Raw genomic sequence first — 15,639 nt, forward strand, 5'->3', positions numbered from 1 at the left:
GGCGTGGTGGCGCTCGGGACCGGTCCGGCCCTGGCGCAGGGGACGACCGGCTACGGTGGCGGCTTCATCGAGTACCTGATGACCGGCCAGGATCCGGTCACCGTGGCCCGCCCGTTGCGCCCCGCCCCGGTCGCGCCCGACGGCACGCTGCTCCCCGGGCGCGGCTACGGCTACGGCCAAGCCGCCTACGCCACCCGGCCGGGCGCCTATGCCGGCGAGGCCTACGGGCAGCGGCCGGCCTATTCCCGCACGGCGGGCTACGCTGCCGCCGGCACCTCGGGTGCGCAGGTCGGTTACGCGCCGGCCGAGTACGGGGGCGCCCTGCATTCGGGCGATCCCGTGCCGGTCCGGGCCCAGGCACCGCAGCAGGCGTATGTGCCCCAGCAGGCCTACGCGCCGCAGCAGGCTTACGCCCCGCAGCAGGCTTACGCCCCGCAGCAGGCCTACGCGCCCGATCCGTTCGAGGCGCCCGGCACCCGCCGGGCGGCGCTGCCGGAGGCCCGCGAGGAGGGAATCGCCCGGGCGATGGACCCGCGCTTCCAGCGCCAGGAGGTCGCCTATGACGGCGGCCAGCGGCCCGGCACCATCGTGATCGATACGCCCTCGCGCTTCCTCTACCTGGTCCAGCCCGGCGGCCGGGCCCTGCGCTACGGCATCGGCGTCGGCCGGCCGGGCTTCACCTGGTCGGGCATGAAGACCGTGAGCGCCAAGCGCGAATGGCCGGACTGGACGCCGCCGGCCGAGATGCTGCGCCGCCGCCCCGACCTGCCGCGGCACATGGCCGGCGGCCCCGCCAACCCGCTGGGCGCCCGCGCGCTCTATCTCGGCTCGTCGCTCTACCGCATCCACGGCACCAACGAGCCGCACACGATCGGCCAGTCGGTCTCGTCCGGCTGCATCCGGATGATGAACGAGGACGTGACGGACCTCTACGAGCGGGTGCCGGTCGGTGCCCGCGTGATGGTGATCTGACGCCGCGAGGATAGTCTCACGGCATGAAAAGGCCCCCGCCGCGTCGCCGCGGCGGGGGCCTTCCCGTTCGACGCGGCGGCCCGGTCAGACCCAGTCGTCGCTGCCGCCGTCGCCCGTGTCGCCGTCGAACGAGGCGTCCTGGAAGCCGGCATCGTCACCGCCGAGCGGCGCGCCGAAATCCTCGCTGCCGCCCTGGTTGCCGAAGTAGTTGTTCTCGACCGTGGTGCCGCCCGCCGCGCCGGCGCCGCCGAGGCCCGCCATGCTGCCGAGCGACGAGTGGCCGCCCGCGAAGGCGTTGCTCAGCGCGCTGCCGAGCAGCATGCCGCCCGCCGCGCCCGCCGCCATCGGCAGGGCGGTGGCGAGGAAGCCGCCGCCGGCCCGCTGCGGTGCCGCCTGCTGGCCGGCCCAGGGGCCCCCCTGCTGGGGCGCGTAGCCGGGCGCGGGACCGCCCGGCTGCTGCTGGCCGTAGCCGGGCTGCTGCTGGCCGTAGCCGCCGCCCTGGTTGCCCCAGGCGCCGCCGCGCGGGGGCTGCTGCTGCGGCTCGGGCCGCGAGCCGCCGCCGAAGATGCTCGAGAAGAAGCCGCCGCCCCCGCCCTGGCTCGCGCCCTGGCCGCCGCGCTGGGCCTCGGCCCGGGCCTGCTCGAGCTGCTGGTTGAGGCTCTTGATCGCCTCCTCCTGCACGTAGACGAGCTGCGCCATCGCGTAGGGGGCGTAGGGCTGGGCGCGGATCTTGTCGGCGATGAAGCGCTCCGCGTCGGCATCGCGGGGTTGCTGCGCGGCCTGCTCCAGTCGCTGGAATATGCCGTTGATGACGTCGCGTTCTTCGCTGTTCATGGAGCCGTACTCCTTCGGTTGCCGTTGGGCGGACCCGGCCCGGCGCCCACGAGATGGGAGGGGGACGGGCGTTTGTCACGGGGAGACAACGCCCGAGCGGGGCGTTTTCGCTCACCTCCTGCATTACGTTTTCGTCACCCCGTCTCATCCCGTCGCGGCCCGTCCGTTTCGCCGCTCCCATTCGCCGCTCCCGCCGTGAGGCCTTCATGCGGGACCCCGACTTTCTGGCATCCCCATCGCCTGTTAAGGGGACCGTGACGCGGCACGTGCGGTTGCCCGCGGGAGGAACATGATGGATCGCAAGACGATCGGTGGCCTGTCGGTCGCCCGGGTGCTGCACGACTTCGTGGTCGACGAGGCCCTGCCGGGTACGGGGGTCGCCCCCGACGCGTTCTGGAACGGTCTCGCGGCCCTCGTGCGCGACCTCGCGCCCCGCAACCGCGCCCTGCTCGCGACCCGCGACGCCCTGCAGGAGAAGATAGACGCGTATCACCGCGAGCGCGCCGGCAAGCCGGTGGACGAGGCGGCCTACAAGGCCTTCCTCGCCGAGATCGGCTACCTCCTGCCCGATCCCGGCCCGGTGCAGGTGCGCACCGACGACGTCGACGACGAGATCGCCACCATCGCCGGCCCGCAGCTCGTGGTGCCGACCTCGAACGCCCGCTACGCGCTGAACGCCGCCAACGCCCGCTGGGGCTCGCTCTACGACGCGTTCTACGGCACCGACGCGGTGTCTGAGGAGGGCGGCGCGACAAGGGGCGGGGGCTACAACCGCACCCGCGGCGCCCGCGTCGTGGCCCGCGCCCGCGCCTTCCTCGACCGCACCGTGCCGCTCGCCGGCGGCCGCCACGCCGACGTGGTGACCTACGCGGTCGAGGGCGGCCAGCTCGTCGGCAACATGAACACCGGCGACACCATCCCGCTCGCCCGGCCCGACGCCTTCGCGGGCTATCGCGGCAAGGCCGGCTCGCCCAACGCGCTGCTCCTGCGCCACAACGGCCTGCACGTCGAGATCGTGCTGGACCGCACCCACCGGATCGGCCGCTTCGACGCCTCGGGCGTCGCCGACATCCTGGTCGAGTCCGCGGTCTCGACGATCATGGACCTCGAGGATTCGGTCGCGGCGGTCGATGCCGACGACAAGGTCGTGGTCTACCGCAACTGGCTCGGCCTGATGAACGGCACCCTCTCGGCCCCGGTCGAGAAGGACGGCAAGCGCTTCGAGCGCAAGCTCAACCCCGACCGGACCTACACCGCGCCCGACGGCGCCGGCGAGGTCAGCGTGCCGGGCCGCTCCCTGATGCTGGTGCGCAACGTCGGCCACCACATGTTCACCGACGCGGTGCTGGACGAGTCCGGCGCCGAGGTGCCGGAGGGGATGCTCGACGCCGCCGTGACGGCGCTGATCGCGATCCACGACCTCAAGAGCACGGGCCTGCGCAACAGCCGCCGCGGCTCGGTCTACATCGTCAAGCCGAAGATGCACGGGCCCGACGAGGTCGCCTTCGCGGTCGAGCTGTTCACCCGCGTCGAGGCGATGCTGGGCCTGAAGCCCAACACGCTGAAGATGGGCATCATGGACGAGGAGCGCCGCACCACGGTCAACCTCGCCGCCTGCATCAAGGCGGCCTCCGAGCGGGTGGTGTTCATCAACACCGGCTTCCTCGACCGCACCGGCGACGAGATCCACACCTCGATGGAGGCCGGCCCGGTCATCCGCAAGAACGACATGAAGGGCACGCCCTGGATCAAGGGCTACGAGGAGAACAACGTCGATGTCGGCCTCGCCTGCGGCCTGCTCGGCCGGGCGCAGATCGGCAAGGGCATGTGGGCGGCGCCCGACGCGATGGCCGACATGCTGATGCAGAAGGGCGCCCACCCGAAGGCCGGCGCCTCGACCGCCTGGGTGCCCTCGCCGACCGCCGCGACGCTCCACGCGCTGCACTACCACGAGACCGACGTGAAGGCCCGCCAGCAGGAGCTGGCGCGCCGGCCGCGCTCGGCCCTCGACGAGATCCTGCAGGTGCCGCTCGCCCGCTCGAACTTCGCCCCCGACGACGTGCAGCAGGAGATCGACAACAACGTCCAGAGCATCTTAGGGTACGTCGTGCGCTGGATCGACCAGGGCGTCGGCTGCTCCAAGGTGCCGGACATCCACGACGTGGCCCTCATGGAGGACCGCGCCACCCTGCGGATCTCGTCCCAGCACATCGCCAACTGGCTGCACCACGGCGTGGTGTCGCAGGAGCAGGTGATGGAGACGATGAAGCGCATGGCCAAGGTCGTGGACCGCCAGAACGCCGGCGACCCGCTCTACCGCCCGATGGCGCCGGGCTTCGACGGTCCCGCCTTCCAGGCCGCCTGCGACCTGGTGTTCAAGGGCCGCATCCAGCCCAACGGCTACACCGAGTACGTGCTGCACGCCCGGCGCCGCGAGGCCAAGGCCGCGGGCGCGCCGGCCTGAAGACGCGAGAGGGGAGGGCGCCCGCCGCGGCGGGCGCCCGATCAGGGGTTCCGGGCCGGCGGGCGGTTCCGCCGTCCCGTTCCCGGGAACTCGTCGGCGACACTTTTCCCGGGCGATGTCCGGAGGGCCCGTCAGCAGACCGCGTTCGCGTTCGTCATCACGTCGATGGCGTAGCCGCGGTAGGAGACGCCCGACGGGCTGATGTAGCTCTTCACGAATCTCGGCAGCACGGAATTGTAGGTGCTGCTGATGATGACGGCGGCGCCGATGTCGCCGTCCCGCATGATGTTGCCGGCGGAGGCGAGCACGTCGGCATCCGTCAGGGCGGTCCTCGTGCCCGAGCAGACCTTGACCGACCCGCCGCTCTTCTGAAGCATGAACATATCGATCGTCGCGCTCGGATAGCGCACGAAGGTGTTGGCCCGGCGCTTGATGTAGGCGTCGATCATGTCCGACATGCAGCTCGAGTTCTGGCAGGTGGACATCGCCCGCGCGATCACCACCGAGGCCCGGTCGACGTCCCGCTTCGTGTTGACCATGAAGACGATGTCGTGCGTTCCCATGAACATCAGCAGCGCCAGGCTGCTGATGACGGCGAACTCCACCGACGCCGTTCCCCGGCTGCCCCGCACGAACCCGCACAGGCCGCTCGCCAGTCCGCTCGCCGGGCCGTGCAGCCGCTCTCCCCGGGCCGCACCCCATCGCGTTGCGATCGGACGCGGCTCTGGGTGATCGACGCCACCGCACGATCCGCGACGAACCGGGATCCGCTTCGCCGGACGATGCTCCAAGCAGATTTCGCCGAAGTGGTTGCCGGTTCGGCGCCGAAAATCTGCGACAAAACATGAACCTAAGCGGGCGAAGCGTTGGCCTGCCAACGCAAGTCTGCCCAACGCAAGTCTGCCCAACGCAAGTCTGCCCAACGCAAGTCTGCCCAACGCAAGTCTGCTTAGCGCCGGAACACCACCGATTCCCGTGCGACCAGCTGCGGGACGAGCGGCACGAGGCGCGGGGCCGCCATCGCCGCGCGCAGCACGATGACGTCCTGGCTCGCGCCGGTGTCGAAGCTGGTCCCGGTGATCGCGGTCGACGCCGTCGGAACGTCGGGAAGCTTCATCGCCTCGATCGTGATGCCGCTGGCCTGGTTCAGGCAGCTCTGGGTGAAGGCGATTCTGGCGCAGATCTTCGCCTTGTAGCCCGGCTTGTCCCGGGCCAGGAGCTCCGCCTCCGGCTCCGAGGCCGACTGATACAGCGCGTCGCTGATCGTCTGCTGGAGGTAGCAGTAGATCACGAATTGCAGCAAGCCGAGCACGAGCATCAGCAGCGGAAAGGCGATCAGAGCGAACTCGACCGCCGTCGCGCCCGACCGGCATCTCAGCATCTTGGCTGCGGAGGTCATCGCAGGTTCTCGGAGGAAGGGGCGGCCACGTCAAGGGCATGAGTTCTGGCAGAAGCGCAGATAGTCGATCAACCCGCCGAAGCTGTCGTCGAGCCCGGCCGCACGCCAGGAGATCCGATAATCCTGCTGCTTGGTGACGCTGAATTTATAGCTTCTCTCGATCCAGGTCTTCGACCAGATGCAGACGTCGGTCATGTACTGCTTGACATAAGTCGGGTCGGTGGTGGCGGTCAGGGCCTGGTCGTCCGACTTGTAGCCGCTCGATTTCGGCTCGACCCAGAGCTCGATGCGCCGGGTCTGCCCGTCGAGGGCGACCGTGCTCGTGCCGGCCGCGTTCTTGGCCACGTCGCCGTCGCGCGTCAGGCCGTCGGTGTCCTTCGGGTTCGAGCAGATGATCGCATCGTTCGGGTACTGGTACGCCCCGACGTTCTTGCGCGCCGTATAGACGTAGCGGACCTCGTAGGTGCCGACCGCGAGGTTGAAGATCATGTTGATCGACGAGTTCGTCGTGTTGTTGCCCCGCGTGCAGGCATTCTGCTGGGCCGTGGTGCGGGTGCCGACCTGATTGCTGCAATCGCTGTCGAGCTCGGCGAAGGACTTGCCGTACTGGACGCCGTCGCCGGTCGTGATCGCCGAGAGCTGGTCGACCTCGACACCGGCATTCGTCGTTCCCCATGACTTCCCCTGGCAGATCGAGCTGGTGCAGTTCGCCTGCGACATCGTGCCGAACACCGCCCAGCCGCCGACCAGCTGCGAGGCGTAGCCCTCGAACGACTCGGACATCATCATCGTCGGCGGGCCGGACGAGGACGCTGCCTGGACGTTGCAGTCGCGCGTCACGGAGAAGTCGACGCTGTCCTTGTTGAGGAATTTCTTGAAGAACAGCCCGACGCTCCCGGTCGCCACGACGTGGATGTTGCCCGGACGGACGCTCAGCGGCGGCGTGGTGAGCACCGTGGAGGATACCGTCGGCGTCGCGGTGATCTGGGCGGTCGCGGTCAGGCCCCGCTCCGACCGGTTCTTGTCGGCGTAGGACTGGACCGTCGCGCCGTAGCCGCTCGGCATGCTCAGACCGGTCAGGCTCTCGACGTAGACCTCGGCCTGTCGGCAGCTCAGGTCGGTCGCCGAGATCAGCCTCTGCTTGTACTCGACCGCGCGCGAGATCTCGATGCTGCCACCGATGCCCACCATGAGGATCGGCAGCAGGATGCCGAACAGGACGGTGGTGATGCCCCCCCGGTCGCCCATGAATCCGTGGCGCCTCGTGGACTCGAAACGCATCCTTGTCTCCGCGGGTCGTTCGATCCAAACGCCGCGGGACTGTCTTCCTAAATTATTTAACAAGTATTAATTCGGTATTAGAGCTTGCGCTTGTACCGAGATTATTGATTCTCGGTTGTTTCAACGGACGTCGTCCTGTCGCGCCTTGCTCGGAACGGCGCAGCGCCCGGCCATGTCGTGGCCGGGCGCTGCTCCAGGTTATCGATCTTGCAGTAATTTTTTCGACGAGCCTGAAGCCGTCTCGTCGAAAAGTGCTCTAGAACGGGATGTCGTCGTCCAGGTCGTCATAGCGCTTCTGGTTGCCGCCGCCGGATGCGGGAGCGGGGCGCCGCTCGCCACCGCCGCCGGACGACGAGCGCCCGCCGGAGCTGCGGCCGCCGCCACTGCCACCACCGCCGCCGCCGCCGCCGTAGTCACCGCCGCGGCTGATCTGGCCGCCGCCCATGTCGTCGGCGCCCATCTCGCCCATGCCGCCCTCGGCCCCGCCGCCGCGGCCGTCGAGGATGGTCAGCTCGCCACGGAAGCGCTGCAGCACGATCTCGGTCGTGTACTTCTCGACGCCGGACTGGTCCTGCCACTTGCGGGTCTGGAGCTGGCCTTCGACGTAGACCTTGGATCCCTTGCGCAGGTACTGCTCGGCGACGCGGGCCAGGTTCTCGTTGTAGATCACGACCGAGTGCCACTCGGTCTTTTCCTTGCGCTCGCCGCTCGCCTTGTCCTTCCAGGACTCGGACGTGGCCAGGCGCAGGTTCACCACCGGATCGCCGGAGGCCAGCCGGCGGGTCTCGGGGTCGCGCCCGAGATTGCCCACCAGGATCACCTTGTTCACGCTGCCCGCCATTCCGCTCTCCTCTCGTTCCATCTCACTCGGGCGTTCGCTTCGGCGCAGGCCCGCCCGACGCCGCGGACCACCGCATCGGTCCTGCGAGTTGGGCCGAACCGGCCGGGCCCGGCAAGGGGAGGGGGCGCCTTGTGCCCGAAACACACATCGCCGAGGCCCGAATGTGTTCTACATTTGTTCGTCGAGCGAGGCAAGCTCCGTCGGCGCGCCCCGACGGGCGGCCTGCACTACGAGAGCCCGGTCGGGACAATCATCCGTCCTGTCCGGCCGGTGCCGTGAAGTCGTCCACGCGCGCTTGCGGTGCGTCGCCCGCTCCAAGCCGTGCTGCCGCAAGGTTCCGCCTCGTCGCGAGCAGGCCGCGTCCCGGCTCCGATCCGCCGCCAGTGTGTCGGGCAAGTCTCGGCTGACGTAAATTTTAGCCGGGGCGGGATTGCCAGCGCGCTGAACTCGTGGCGGAGTGCCGAAACATGCCGCGAGGGCGTTGACGTCGCTACTCCCACGCTGCATGCCGCGCCACCGGTCCCAGGGCCGGCAGGACGACCGCCGGAGACGTCAGCGGGTGTCCGTCGATGAACGAGCGGGCCGGACCGTCGGTGGGTTCCGGCCGTCGAACGTATTCCGGTTGAATATGCGGCGAAGGCCGCACCGCGACGGCCGACCTGAAGGCGGCCGGCACCGTGGGGAGAGAACGAACATGCAGCACGCCACGCCGTCCGCGACGGCCCCGGGCTCGTCGCAGCCCTGGTACAAGGTCCTCTACATCCAGGTTCTGATCGCCATCGCGCTCGGCGTCCTGCTCGGCTACGTCGCCCCCGACACCGCCAAGGCGATGAAGTGGCTCGGCGACGCCTTCATCGCGCTCATCAAGATGATGATCGCGCCGATCATCTTCTGCACCATCGTGCACGGCATCGCGTCGATCGGCGACCTCAAGAAGGTCGGCCGCGTCGGCCTCAAGGCGCTGATCTACTTCGAGGTGGTGTCCTCGCTCGCCCTCGTCATCGGCGTGATCGTCGGCGAGATCGTGCAGCCGGGCGCCGGCTTCGGCGCCACGGCGGCGCAGCTCGACGCCAAGGCGGTGGCCGGCTACGTCAGCAAGGCGCAGGCCGATTCCACGGTCGCCCACATCATGGCGATCATCCCCAAGAGCTACTTCGACGCCTTCGCGGGCGGCGACCTCCTGCAGATCCTGCTGATCTCGGTGCTGACCGGCGTCGTCATCACGGGCCTGGGCGAGCGCGGCAAGCCGGCGATCCACGCCATCGAGGCGGCGGGCGAGATCTTCTTCCGCATCATCGGCATGATCGTGAAGCTCGCGCCGCTCGGCGCCTTCGGCGCCATGGCCTACACGATCGGTCAGTACGGCATCGGCAAGCTCGGCAACCTCGCCGGCCTCGTCGCCACCTTCTACCTGACGAGCCTCCTGTTCGTGCTGGTGGTGCTCGGGCTGATCGCGCGCTTCTCCGGCTTCTCGATCCTCAAGTTCCTGGCCTACATCAAGGACGAGCTCCTGATCGTGCTCGGCACCTCGTCGTCCGAGACGGTGCTGCCGCACATGATGCAGAAGATGAAGCGGCTCGGCGCCTCGGATTCGGTCGTCGGCCTCGTCATCCCGACCGGCTACTCGTTCAACCTCGACGGCACCAACATCTACATGACGCTGGCCACCCTGTTCCTGGCCCAGGCCGTGGGGGCGGATCTCAGCTTCGGGCAGTACGCCACCATCATCGCGGTCGCGATGCTGACCTCGAAGGGCGCCTCGGGCGTCACCGGCGCCGGCTTCATCACGCTCGCCGCCACGCTCGCGGCCATTCCCGGCAACCCGGTCCCGGTCGCCGCGATGGCGCTGATCCTCGGCATCGACAAGTTCATGTCGGAGTGCCGCGCGCTCACCAACCTCGTCGGCAACGGCGTCGCCTGCGTGGTGGTCAGCCGCTGGGAGGGCGAGCTCGATCCGGTCAAGCTGCGCGAGGTGATGGCCAATCCCCTCGCCATCGGCACCGAGATCGCCGACGAGAAGCCGGTCCCGGTCGCGCCGTAGGCGGGATGGCACAGCTGCGCATCGGCATCGATCTCGGCGGCACCAAGATCGCCGGGATCGCCCTCGACGGATCCGGCCGGGTCCTGGCCGAACGGCGCGTCGCGACCCCGCGGGGCGACTACGACGCCTCGCTCCGGGCCATCGCGGCGCTGGTCGGGGCGCTCGAGCACGCGGCCGGCGCGACCGGCACCGTGGGAGTCGGCATCCCCGGCGCGCTCGTGCCGGGGACCGGCCGCGTCAAGAACGCGAACTCGACCTGGCTCAACGGCCGGCCGCTCGGCGACGACCTCTCGTACGTCCTCGGACGGCCGGTGCGGCTCGAGAACGACGCCAACTGCCTGGCGGTGTCCGAGGCCGTCGACGGGGCGGGCGAAGGCCTCGCGGTCGTCTGGGCGGTGATCCTCGGCACCGGGGTCGGGTCCGGCATCGCGCTCGCCGGCCGTGCCCTCTCCGGGCGCCAGCGCATCGCCGGGGAGTGGGGCCACAACCCGCTGCCCTCTCCCGGCGACGACGAGCGCCCGGGCCCGGCCTGCTATTGCGGTCGCCACGGCTGCCTCGAGACCTGGCTCTCCGGGCCGGGGCTCGCCGCCGACCACGCCCGGCGCACCGACCGGGCGATGAGCGGCGAGGCGATCGTCGCGGCGATGCGGGCCGGCGACGCGGCGGCGGCTGCGACCTTCGGGCGCTGGCTCGACCGGCTCGGGCGCGGCCTCGCCGGCGTCGTCAACGTGCTCGACCCGGACGCGATCGTGCTCGGCGGCGGCCTCTCGACGATCCCCGAGATCTACGACGCGCTGCCGGAGCGCGTCGCCCCCCACATCTTCGGCGGCGGCTTCGCCACGCCGATCCGGCAGAGCCGCCACGGCGACGCCTCGGGCGTGCGCGGGGCGGCATGGCTGTGGAACGGGGAGGATGCGCCTGCCGCCTGAGGCGTGCTAACCGGTCTCGTCGACCGCCTTTCGCGCCTCGGGAGATCGCCTGTGCCGGCCAGACCCGTCGACCTCGATCCGGCCTCGATCCGCATCCTCGAGCACCTGCAGCAGGACAGCGAGGTCGGCATCGGCGACCTCGCCGAGGCGGTCGGCCTCTCGACCTCGCCGTGCTGGCGCCGGGTCGCCGACCTCAAGGCCCGGGGCATCATCCGGCGCTGCGTCGCGGTGGCCGACCCGCAGGCGCTCGGCCTGCACGTCAACGTCTTCGTCCACGTCTCGCTGGAGAAGCAGACCCAGGCCGCCCTCCAGGCCTTCTCCGACGCCATCCGCCACCGGCCGGAGGTGATGGAATGCTACCTGATGAGCGGCGAGGCCGACTACATGCTGCGGGTGGTGGTCGAGGACCTGGCCGAGTACCAGCGTCTCATCGTCGATCACCTCACGCGCATCCCCGGCGTCGCCAAGATCCGGTCGAGCTTCGCGCTCGATCAGGTGAAGTACACGACGGCGTTGCCGCTGGATCACCTGAAGGGCTGACGCGGCCGGGACGATCCCCGGACCTCCCCGTCCGTGCCCTCGTCCCGAGGCCGCAGATGGAGATGGACGATGCCGGGCACGCCCGGCGATAGCCCGGTGCCCCCTCTCCACGCCGGCACTGCGGGGGTAGCTTTCCGTCTCTGCGCAGGCTCGCGCTGTTTTCTCGCGCAAGTTCCCGCGCAAGTTCCCGCGCACGTCCTTGCACCTTGCCCTGGCCGGGGCGGACGGTCTACCCCATCTGTCCGGCGGGCCCTCCGGGCTCGCGACGTGAAGGCCGTTCTCCCGAGGTCATCGATGCTCACCGACACTCCCGCGGCCGGCCAGACCCCTGCGGGCGCCCTGATCAAGGACACCACCACCGCGACCTTCCGGCAGGACGTGATGCAGGAATCCCTGCAGCAGCCGGTGCTGGTGGATTTCTGGGCGCCGTGGTGCGGGCCGTGCAAGCAGCTCACGCCGATCATCGAGAAGGCCGTCAAGGATGCCGGCGGCAAGGTGAAGCTCGTCAAGATGAACATCGACGAGCATCCCCAGATCGCCGGCCAGCTCGGCATCCAGTCGATCCCGGCGGTGATCGCGTTCCAGCGCGGCCAGCCGGTCGACGGCTTCATGGGCGCCCTGCCTGAGGGCCAGATCAAGGCCTTCATCGAGCGCCTGGTCGGCCCCCTCGGCCCCACCGCGGTCGAGGACCTGATGGTGGAGGCGCAGGCCGCCGCCGAGGCCGGCGACACCGAGGCCGCCGCCGAGATCTACGCCGCCGTGCTCGGCCAGGAGCCGGGCCATGCCGGCGCCATCGCGGCGCTCGCCCGCCTGATCCTCGACCGCGACGACGTCGAGGGCGCGCGCCAGTTCCTCGATTCGGCGCCGCCCGAGGCCGCCAAGGACCCGGCCATCGCCGCGGTGCGGGCGGCGATCGAGCTCGCCGAGCAGGCGGCCTCCCTCGGCGACCTCGCCGGCTTCCAGCGCCGGATCGAGGCCGACCCGGCCGACTACCAGGCCCGGTTCGACCTGGCGCTGGGCCTCAACGCCAAGGGCCAGCAGCAGGAGGCGGTGGACCAGCTGATCGAGATCGTCCGCCGCGACCGCACCTGGAACGAGGACGGTGCCCGCAAGCAGCTCCTCCAGCTCTTCGAGGCTTGGGGCCCGATGGACCCGATGACCATCCGCGGCCGGCGCAAGCTCTCGACCCTGATGTTCTCCTGATCCGTCGGCGGGGCCCGCCGGCGCGGCATTTACGCCGGACAGGTATCCTCGCCGGAGGGCGGCGCCCTAGAACAAGGGGCGCGATCCCGGGCCCGCCGTCGCGGGCCCGGATCCCCTTCGTTTCGCGGGAGCGACGCCGATGAGCATGAACGTCGCCTACAAGGGACCGGCCGACTGCCCGGTCGTGATCCCGGTCTTTCCGCTCCCCGGCGCCCTGCTGCTGCCGCGGGGCCAGATGCCCCTCAATATCTTCGAGCCGCGCTACCTCGCGATGATCGACGACGCGCTGCGCACCGACCGGGTGATCGGCATGATCCAGCCGGATTCGGAATCCGGCGAGACGCCGCTCTCGCCGAAACTCTTCCGCGTCGGCTGCGCCGGCCGGGTGACCCAGTTCGCCGAGACCGGCGACGGCCGCTACCTGATCTCGCTCACCGGCATCGCCCGCTTCCGGGTCGAGGAGGAGCTCTCCACGACGACCGGCTACCGCCGCTGCAAGGTGACCTTCGCCCCCTTCGAGAGCGACTTCCACGCCCGGGCCGGCGAGGAGGCGGTGGACCGCGCCGGCGTGCTGAAGGCTCTGCGCGATTTCGTCGACGCCAACGACCTCAAGGTCGACTGGGCGGGGATCGAGGAGGCGCCGAACGAGGCGCTGGTCAACGCGCTCTGCATGATGAGCCCGTTCGGCGCGCGCGAGAAGCAGGCGATGCTGGAGGCCCCCGACCTCAAGACCCGGGCCGAGGTGCTGATCGCCGTCACCGAGATGGAGCTGGTGCGGGGAGCGGGCGGCGAGCCGACGCTGCAATAGGACGGGCTTTGGGTTAAGGCGTCCCGGCACACGCCCCGCCGGACCACCCGGACGCACCTTCGAGGACCCCCATGACCGATTCCCCCGCCGCCGAGGCCGCCCGCATCGACCCCAAGCTGCTCGAGCTCCTGGTCTGCCCCCTGACCAAGGAGCGGCTCGACTACGATGCCGCCCGCCAGGAGCTGATCAGCCGCTCGGCCAAGCTCGCCTATCCGATCCGCGACGGCATCCCGATCATGCTGCCTGAAGAGGCGCGCCAGCTGGCCGACTGACGGCCCGCCGCCACGCCCGGCCCGTGACGTTTCGGTAACGACCCCGGCCGATCGCGGGATCCGCCCGCGACCTTCCGGGCGGTTCGGCCGTTGGTCCCCCGCCGGGCCGGCACCGTGCCGGCCCCTCGGAGTGACGATCATGAAGCTCAGGCTCATCGCCGCCCTCGCGTTCTCGACCCTGGCTCTCGCCGGCGCCGCCGAGGCGCAGGGCATTCCCGGCGGCATGGAGCGGGGCGCCCGCGAGGGCAACCGCGTCGCCGGTCCGGTCGGCGGCATCGTCGGGGGCGCGGTGGGCGGCGCCGTCGGCGGCGTCAACGGCGTGCTGGGGATCGATCCCGGCCGGCGCGCCTACCGCACCAGCCTGCGCGGCCGCCACGACCGCTCCCATCGCCGGCACCGCCACTATCGCTGAGGCGGATCGCGGGGCGAACGGAGGTGTTCCGTCCGCCCCGCCCCGGACCGACGGAGATCGATCTTTCGGGATCGCGGCGATTCCTGGACGGTGCTTCTCCGGCGCCGCCGCGACACGCGGTACGGCCCCGTAATGGTTTGAAACTCCTTCGCGAATCGGCGAACGGCGCCGCTTGACCCGCGCCCGCCGCGGGTCCTAAGCACGTCGGCCAGAGACCGACGCCCGAGGACGCCATGACCGACCGCCTGCCCGGCTTCAACACCCTCGCGATCCATGCCGGCGCGGCGCCGGACGCCGCCACCGGCGCGCGGGCGACGCCGATCTACCAGACCACCTCGTTCGTGTTCGACGACGTGGACCACGCCGCCTCGCTGTTCGGGCTGCAGGCCTTCGGCAACATCTACACCCGCATCACCAACCCGACCAACGCGGTGCTGGAGGAGCGCATCGCCGCGCTCGAAGGCGGCACCGCCGCCGTGGCGGTGGCCTCGGGCCACGCCGCCGAGTTCCTGGTGATGCACGCCCTGATGCAGCCGGGCGACGAGTTCGTCGCCGCCAACAAGCTGTACGGCGGCTCGATCAACCAGTTCAACCACTCCTACAAGAACTTCGGCTGGAACGTCGTCTGGGCCGACACCGACGACCCGGCCTCGTTCGAGGCGGCGATCACGCCGCGCACCAAGGCGATCTTCATCGAGTCGATCGCCAACCCGGGCGGCGTCATCACCGACATCGCGGCGATTTCCGCCGTCGCCAAGCGCCACAACATCCCGCTCATCGTCGACAACACGATGGCGACGCCGTACCTGATCCGCCCCTTCGAGCACGGCGCCGACATCGTGGTCCACTCGGCCACCAAGTTCCTCGGCGGCCACGGCAACTCGATCGGCGGCCTGATCGTCGACGGCGGCTCGTTCACCTGGGCGGGCGACGCCCGCTACCCGATGCTGTCGCAGCCGCGGCCGGAATATGCCGGCATGGTCCTGTCCGAGACTTTCGGGAATTTCGGCTTCGCCATCGCCGTGCGGGTGCTCGGCCTGCGCGACCTCGGCCCGGCCCTGTCGCCGTTCAACGCGTTCCTGATCATCAACGGCATCGAGACCCTGCCGCTGCGCATGCAGCGCCACTCCGACAACGCCAAGACCGTGGCCGAGCACCTGAGCCGCCACCCCGCCGTGGCGTGGGTCAGCTATCCGGGCCTCGAGGCCGACCGCTACCACCAGCTGCACAAGCGCTACTGCCCGCACGGTGCCGGCGCGGTGTTCACCTTCGGCCTCAAGGGCGGCTACGAGGCGGGCGTGGCCCTGGTCTCGAACCTGAAGCTCTTCTCGCACCTCGCCAATATCGGCGATACCCGCTCGCTGGTGATCCACCCGGCCTCGACCACCCACCGCCAGCTCACCGACGAGCAGAAGACCCGGGCCGGCGCCGGGCCGGAGGTGGTGCGCCTCTCCGTCGGCATCGAGGATGCGGGCGACCTGATCGCCGACCTCGACCAGGCCCTCGCGTAGGACGCCCGCGCGCAGCGGCCCCGCGGGGCCGCTGCGGCGACGCATCGCCATTGCCGTCAGGCCCGGCCCCGTGATCTATTGGGGCACGTCCGGGTTCGGCGCGAATGGGCCGGGACGCGGGGCCGCCCGGGT

At 70.3% G+C, this 15,639-nt stretch carries 15 protein-coding genes; 10 read left to right on the top strand and 5 right to left on the bottom strand.

Features of this window, described 5'->3' with window-relative positions:
• The first annotated feature begins 321 nt into the window (after positions 1-321).
• On the top strand, positions 322-972 hold the full coding sequence (locus BMX97_RS18440; protein ID WP_244538514.1) for a L,D-transpeptidase: 651 nt from the start codon (positions 322-324) through the stop codon (positions 970-972).
• 84 nt (positions 973-1,056) lie between these two features.
• Here BMX97_RS18440 and BMX97_RS18445 read toward each other — a convergent pair whose 3' ends face one another.
• Positions 1,057-1,806: a DUF2076 domain-containing protein gene (locus tag BMX97_RS18445; RefSeq protein WP_091752793.1), complete on the bottom strand. Its 750-nt coding sequence runs from the start codon at positions 1,804-1,806 to the stop codon at positions 1,057-1,059.
• Between the two features lie 292 nt (positions 1,807-2,098).
• On the opposite strand from BMX97_RS18445, the gene BMX97_RS18450 reads away from it, so the two are divergent.
• Positions 2,099-4,270 (top strand): malate synthase G, encoded by a 2,172-nt coding sequence (locus tag BMX97_RS18450; protein WP_091752794.1) that lies wholly within the window; start codon positions 2,099-2,101, stop codon positions 4,268-4,270.
• Between the two features lie 131 nt (positions 4,271-4,401).
• On the opposite strand, the gene BMX97_RS18455 is transcribed toward BMX97_RS18450, so the two are convergent.
• From BMX97_RS18455 to ssb, 4 genes are all read right to left on the bottom strand, one after another.
• Positions 4,402-4,875, bottom strand: a complete 474-nt coding sequence (locus BMX97_RS18455; RefSeq protein ID WP_091752795.1) for a hypothetical protein — start codon at positions 4,873-4,875, stop codon at positions 4,402-4,404.
• Between the two features lie 344 nt (positions 4,876-5,219).
• On the bottom strand, positions 5,220-5,669 hold the full coding sequence (locus BMX97_RS33340; protein ID WP_091752796.1) for a TadE/TadG family type IV pilus assembly protein: 450 nt from the start codon (positions 5,667-5,669) through the stop codon (positions 5,220-5,222).
• A 30-nt stretch (positions 5,670-5,699) separates the two neighbouring features.
• The gene (locus tag BMX97_RS18465) at positions 5,700-6,950 is read right to left on the bottom strand and encodes a TadE/TadG family type IV pilus assembly protein (RefSeq protein ID WP_143074650.1); all 1,251 of its coding nucleotides are present in this window, start codon (positions 6,948-6,950) and stop codon (positions 5,700-5,702) included.
• Between the two features lie 256 nt (positions 6,951-7,206).
• Complete coding sequence (ssb, locus tag BMX97_RS18470; protein ID WP_091752798.1) at positions 7,207-7,791, bottom strand: single-stranded DNA-binding protein; 585 nt, start codon at positions 7,789-7,791, stop codon at positions 7,207-7,209.
• Positions 7,792-8,485: 694 nt separating this feature from the next.
• On the opposite strand from ssb, the gene BMX97_RS18475 reads away from it, so the two are divergent.
• The 8 genes from BMX97_RS18475 to BMX97_RS18510 all read left to right on the top strand — a co-directional run bounded on the left by BMX97_RS18475 (position 8,486) and on the right by BMX97_RS18510 (position 15,507).
• Positions 8,486-9,832: a dicarboxylate/amino acid:cation symporter gene (locus BMX97_RS18475; RefSeq protein ID WP_091752799.1), complete on the top strand. Its 1,347-nt coding sequence runs from the start codon at positions 8,486-8,488 to the stop codon at positions 9,830-9,832.
• 5 nt (positions 9,833-9,837) lie between these two features.
• On the top strand, positions 9,838-10,761 hold the full coding sequence (locus BMX97_RS18480; RefSeq protein ID WP_091752800.1) for an ROK family protein: 924 nt from the start codon (positions 9,838-9,840) through the stop codon (positions 10,759-10,761).
• 51 nt (positions 10,762-10,812) lie between these two features.
• A complete protein-coding gene (locus BMX97_RS18485; protein ID WP_060846690.1) occupies positions 10,813-11,301 on the top strand; it encodes an Lrp/AsnC family transcriptional regulator in 489 nt (162 codons plus the stop codon).
• Between the two features lie 294 nt (positions 11,302-11,595).
• Entirely contained in the window at positions 11,596-12,504 is a 909-nt protein-coding gene (gene trxA / locus BMX97_RS18490; protein ID WP_091752801.1) for a thioredoxin, read from the top strand.
• A gap of 139 nt (positions 12,505-12,643) precedes the next feature.
• Complete coding sequence (locus BMX97_RS18495) at positions 12,644-13,312, top strand: LON peptidase substrate-binding domain-containing protein (protein ID WP_091752802.1); 669 nt, start codon at positions 12,644-12,646, stop codon at positions 13,310-13,312.
• A gap of 71 nt (positions 13,313-13,383) precedes the next feature.
• Positions 13,384-13,584, top strand: a complete 201-nt coding sequence (locus BMX97_RS18500; protein ID WP_060846687.1) for a Trm112 family protein — start codon at positions 13,384-13,386, stop codon at positions 13,582-13,584.
• 139 nt (positions 13,585-13,723) lie between these two features.
• Positions 13,724-13,996, top strand: coding sequence for a hypothetical protein (locus BMX97_RS18505; protein ID WP_091752803.1), 273 nt, complete (start codon positions 13,724-13,726; stop codon positions 13,994-13,996).
• A 233-nt stretch (positions 13,997-14,229) separates the two neighbouring features.
• Entirely contained in the window at positions 14,230-15,507 is a 1,278-nt protein-coding gene (locus BMX97_RS18510) for an O-acetylhomoserine aminocarboxypropyltransferase (RefSeq protein ID WP_060846685.1), read from the top strand.
• The last annotated feature ends 132 nt before the right edge of the window (positions 15,508-15,639 follow it).

Source organism: Methylobacterium sp. ap11 (genome assembly GCF_900110515.1).
GTDB classification, from domain to species: Bacteria; Pseudomonadota; Alphaproteobacteria; order Rhizobiales; family Beijerinckiaceae; genus Methylobacterium; species Methylobacterium ajmalii.

Bases quoted from the DNA above. Each gene is read 5' to 3' on its own strand.
- BMX97_RS18465 (WP_143074650.1), bottom strand. From the start codon at position 6,950: ATGCGTTTCGAGTCCACGAGGCGCCACGGATTCATGGGCGACCGGGGG.
- ssb (WP_091752798.1), bottom strand. From the start codon at position 7,791: ATGGCGGGCAGCGTGAACAAGGTGATCCTGGTGGGCAATCTCGGGCGC.
- BMX97_RS33340 (WP_091752796.1), bottom strand. From the start codon at position 5,669: ATGACCTCCGCAGCCAAGATGCTGAGATGCCGGTCGGGCGCGACGGCG.
- BMX97_RS18505 (WP_091752803.1), top strand. From the start codon at position 13,724: ATGAAGCTCAGGCTCATCGCCGCCCTCGCGTTCTCGACCCTGGCTCTC.
- trxA (WP_091752801.1), top strand. From the start codon at position 11,596: ATGCTCACCGACACTCCCGCGGCCGGCCAGACCCCTGCGGGCGCCCTG.
- BMX97_RS18450 (WP_091752794.1), top strand. From the start codon at position 2,099: ATGGATCGCAAGACGATCGGTGGCCTGTCGGTCGCCCGGGTGCTGCAC.
- BMX97_RS18495 (WP_091752802.1), top strand. From the start codon at position 12,644: ATGAGCATGAACGTCGCCTACAAGGGACCGGCCGACTGCCCGGTCGTG.
- BMX97_RS18445 (WP_091752793.1), bottom strand. From the start codon at position 1,806: ATGAACAGCGAAGAACGCGACGTCATCAACGGCATATTCCAGCGACTG.
- BMX97_RS18475 (WP_091752799.1), top strand. From the start codon at position 8,486: ATGCAGCACGCCACGCCGTCCGCGACGGCCCCGGGCTCGTCGCAGCCC.
- BMX97_RS18500 (WP_060846687.1), top strand. From the start codon at position 13,384: ATGACCGATTCCCCCGCCGCCGAGGCCGCCCGCATCGACCCCAAGCTG.
- BMX97_RS18510 (WP_060846685.1), top strand. From the start codon at position 14,230: ATGACCGACCGCCTGCCCGGCTTCAACACCCTCGCGATCCATGCCGGC.
- BMX97_RS18480 (WP_091752800.1), top strand. From the start codon at position 9,838: ATGGCACAGCTGCGCATCGGCATCGATCTCGGCGGCACCAAGATCGCC.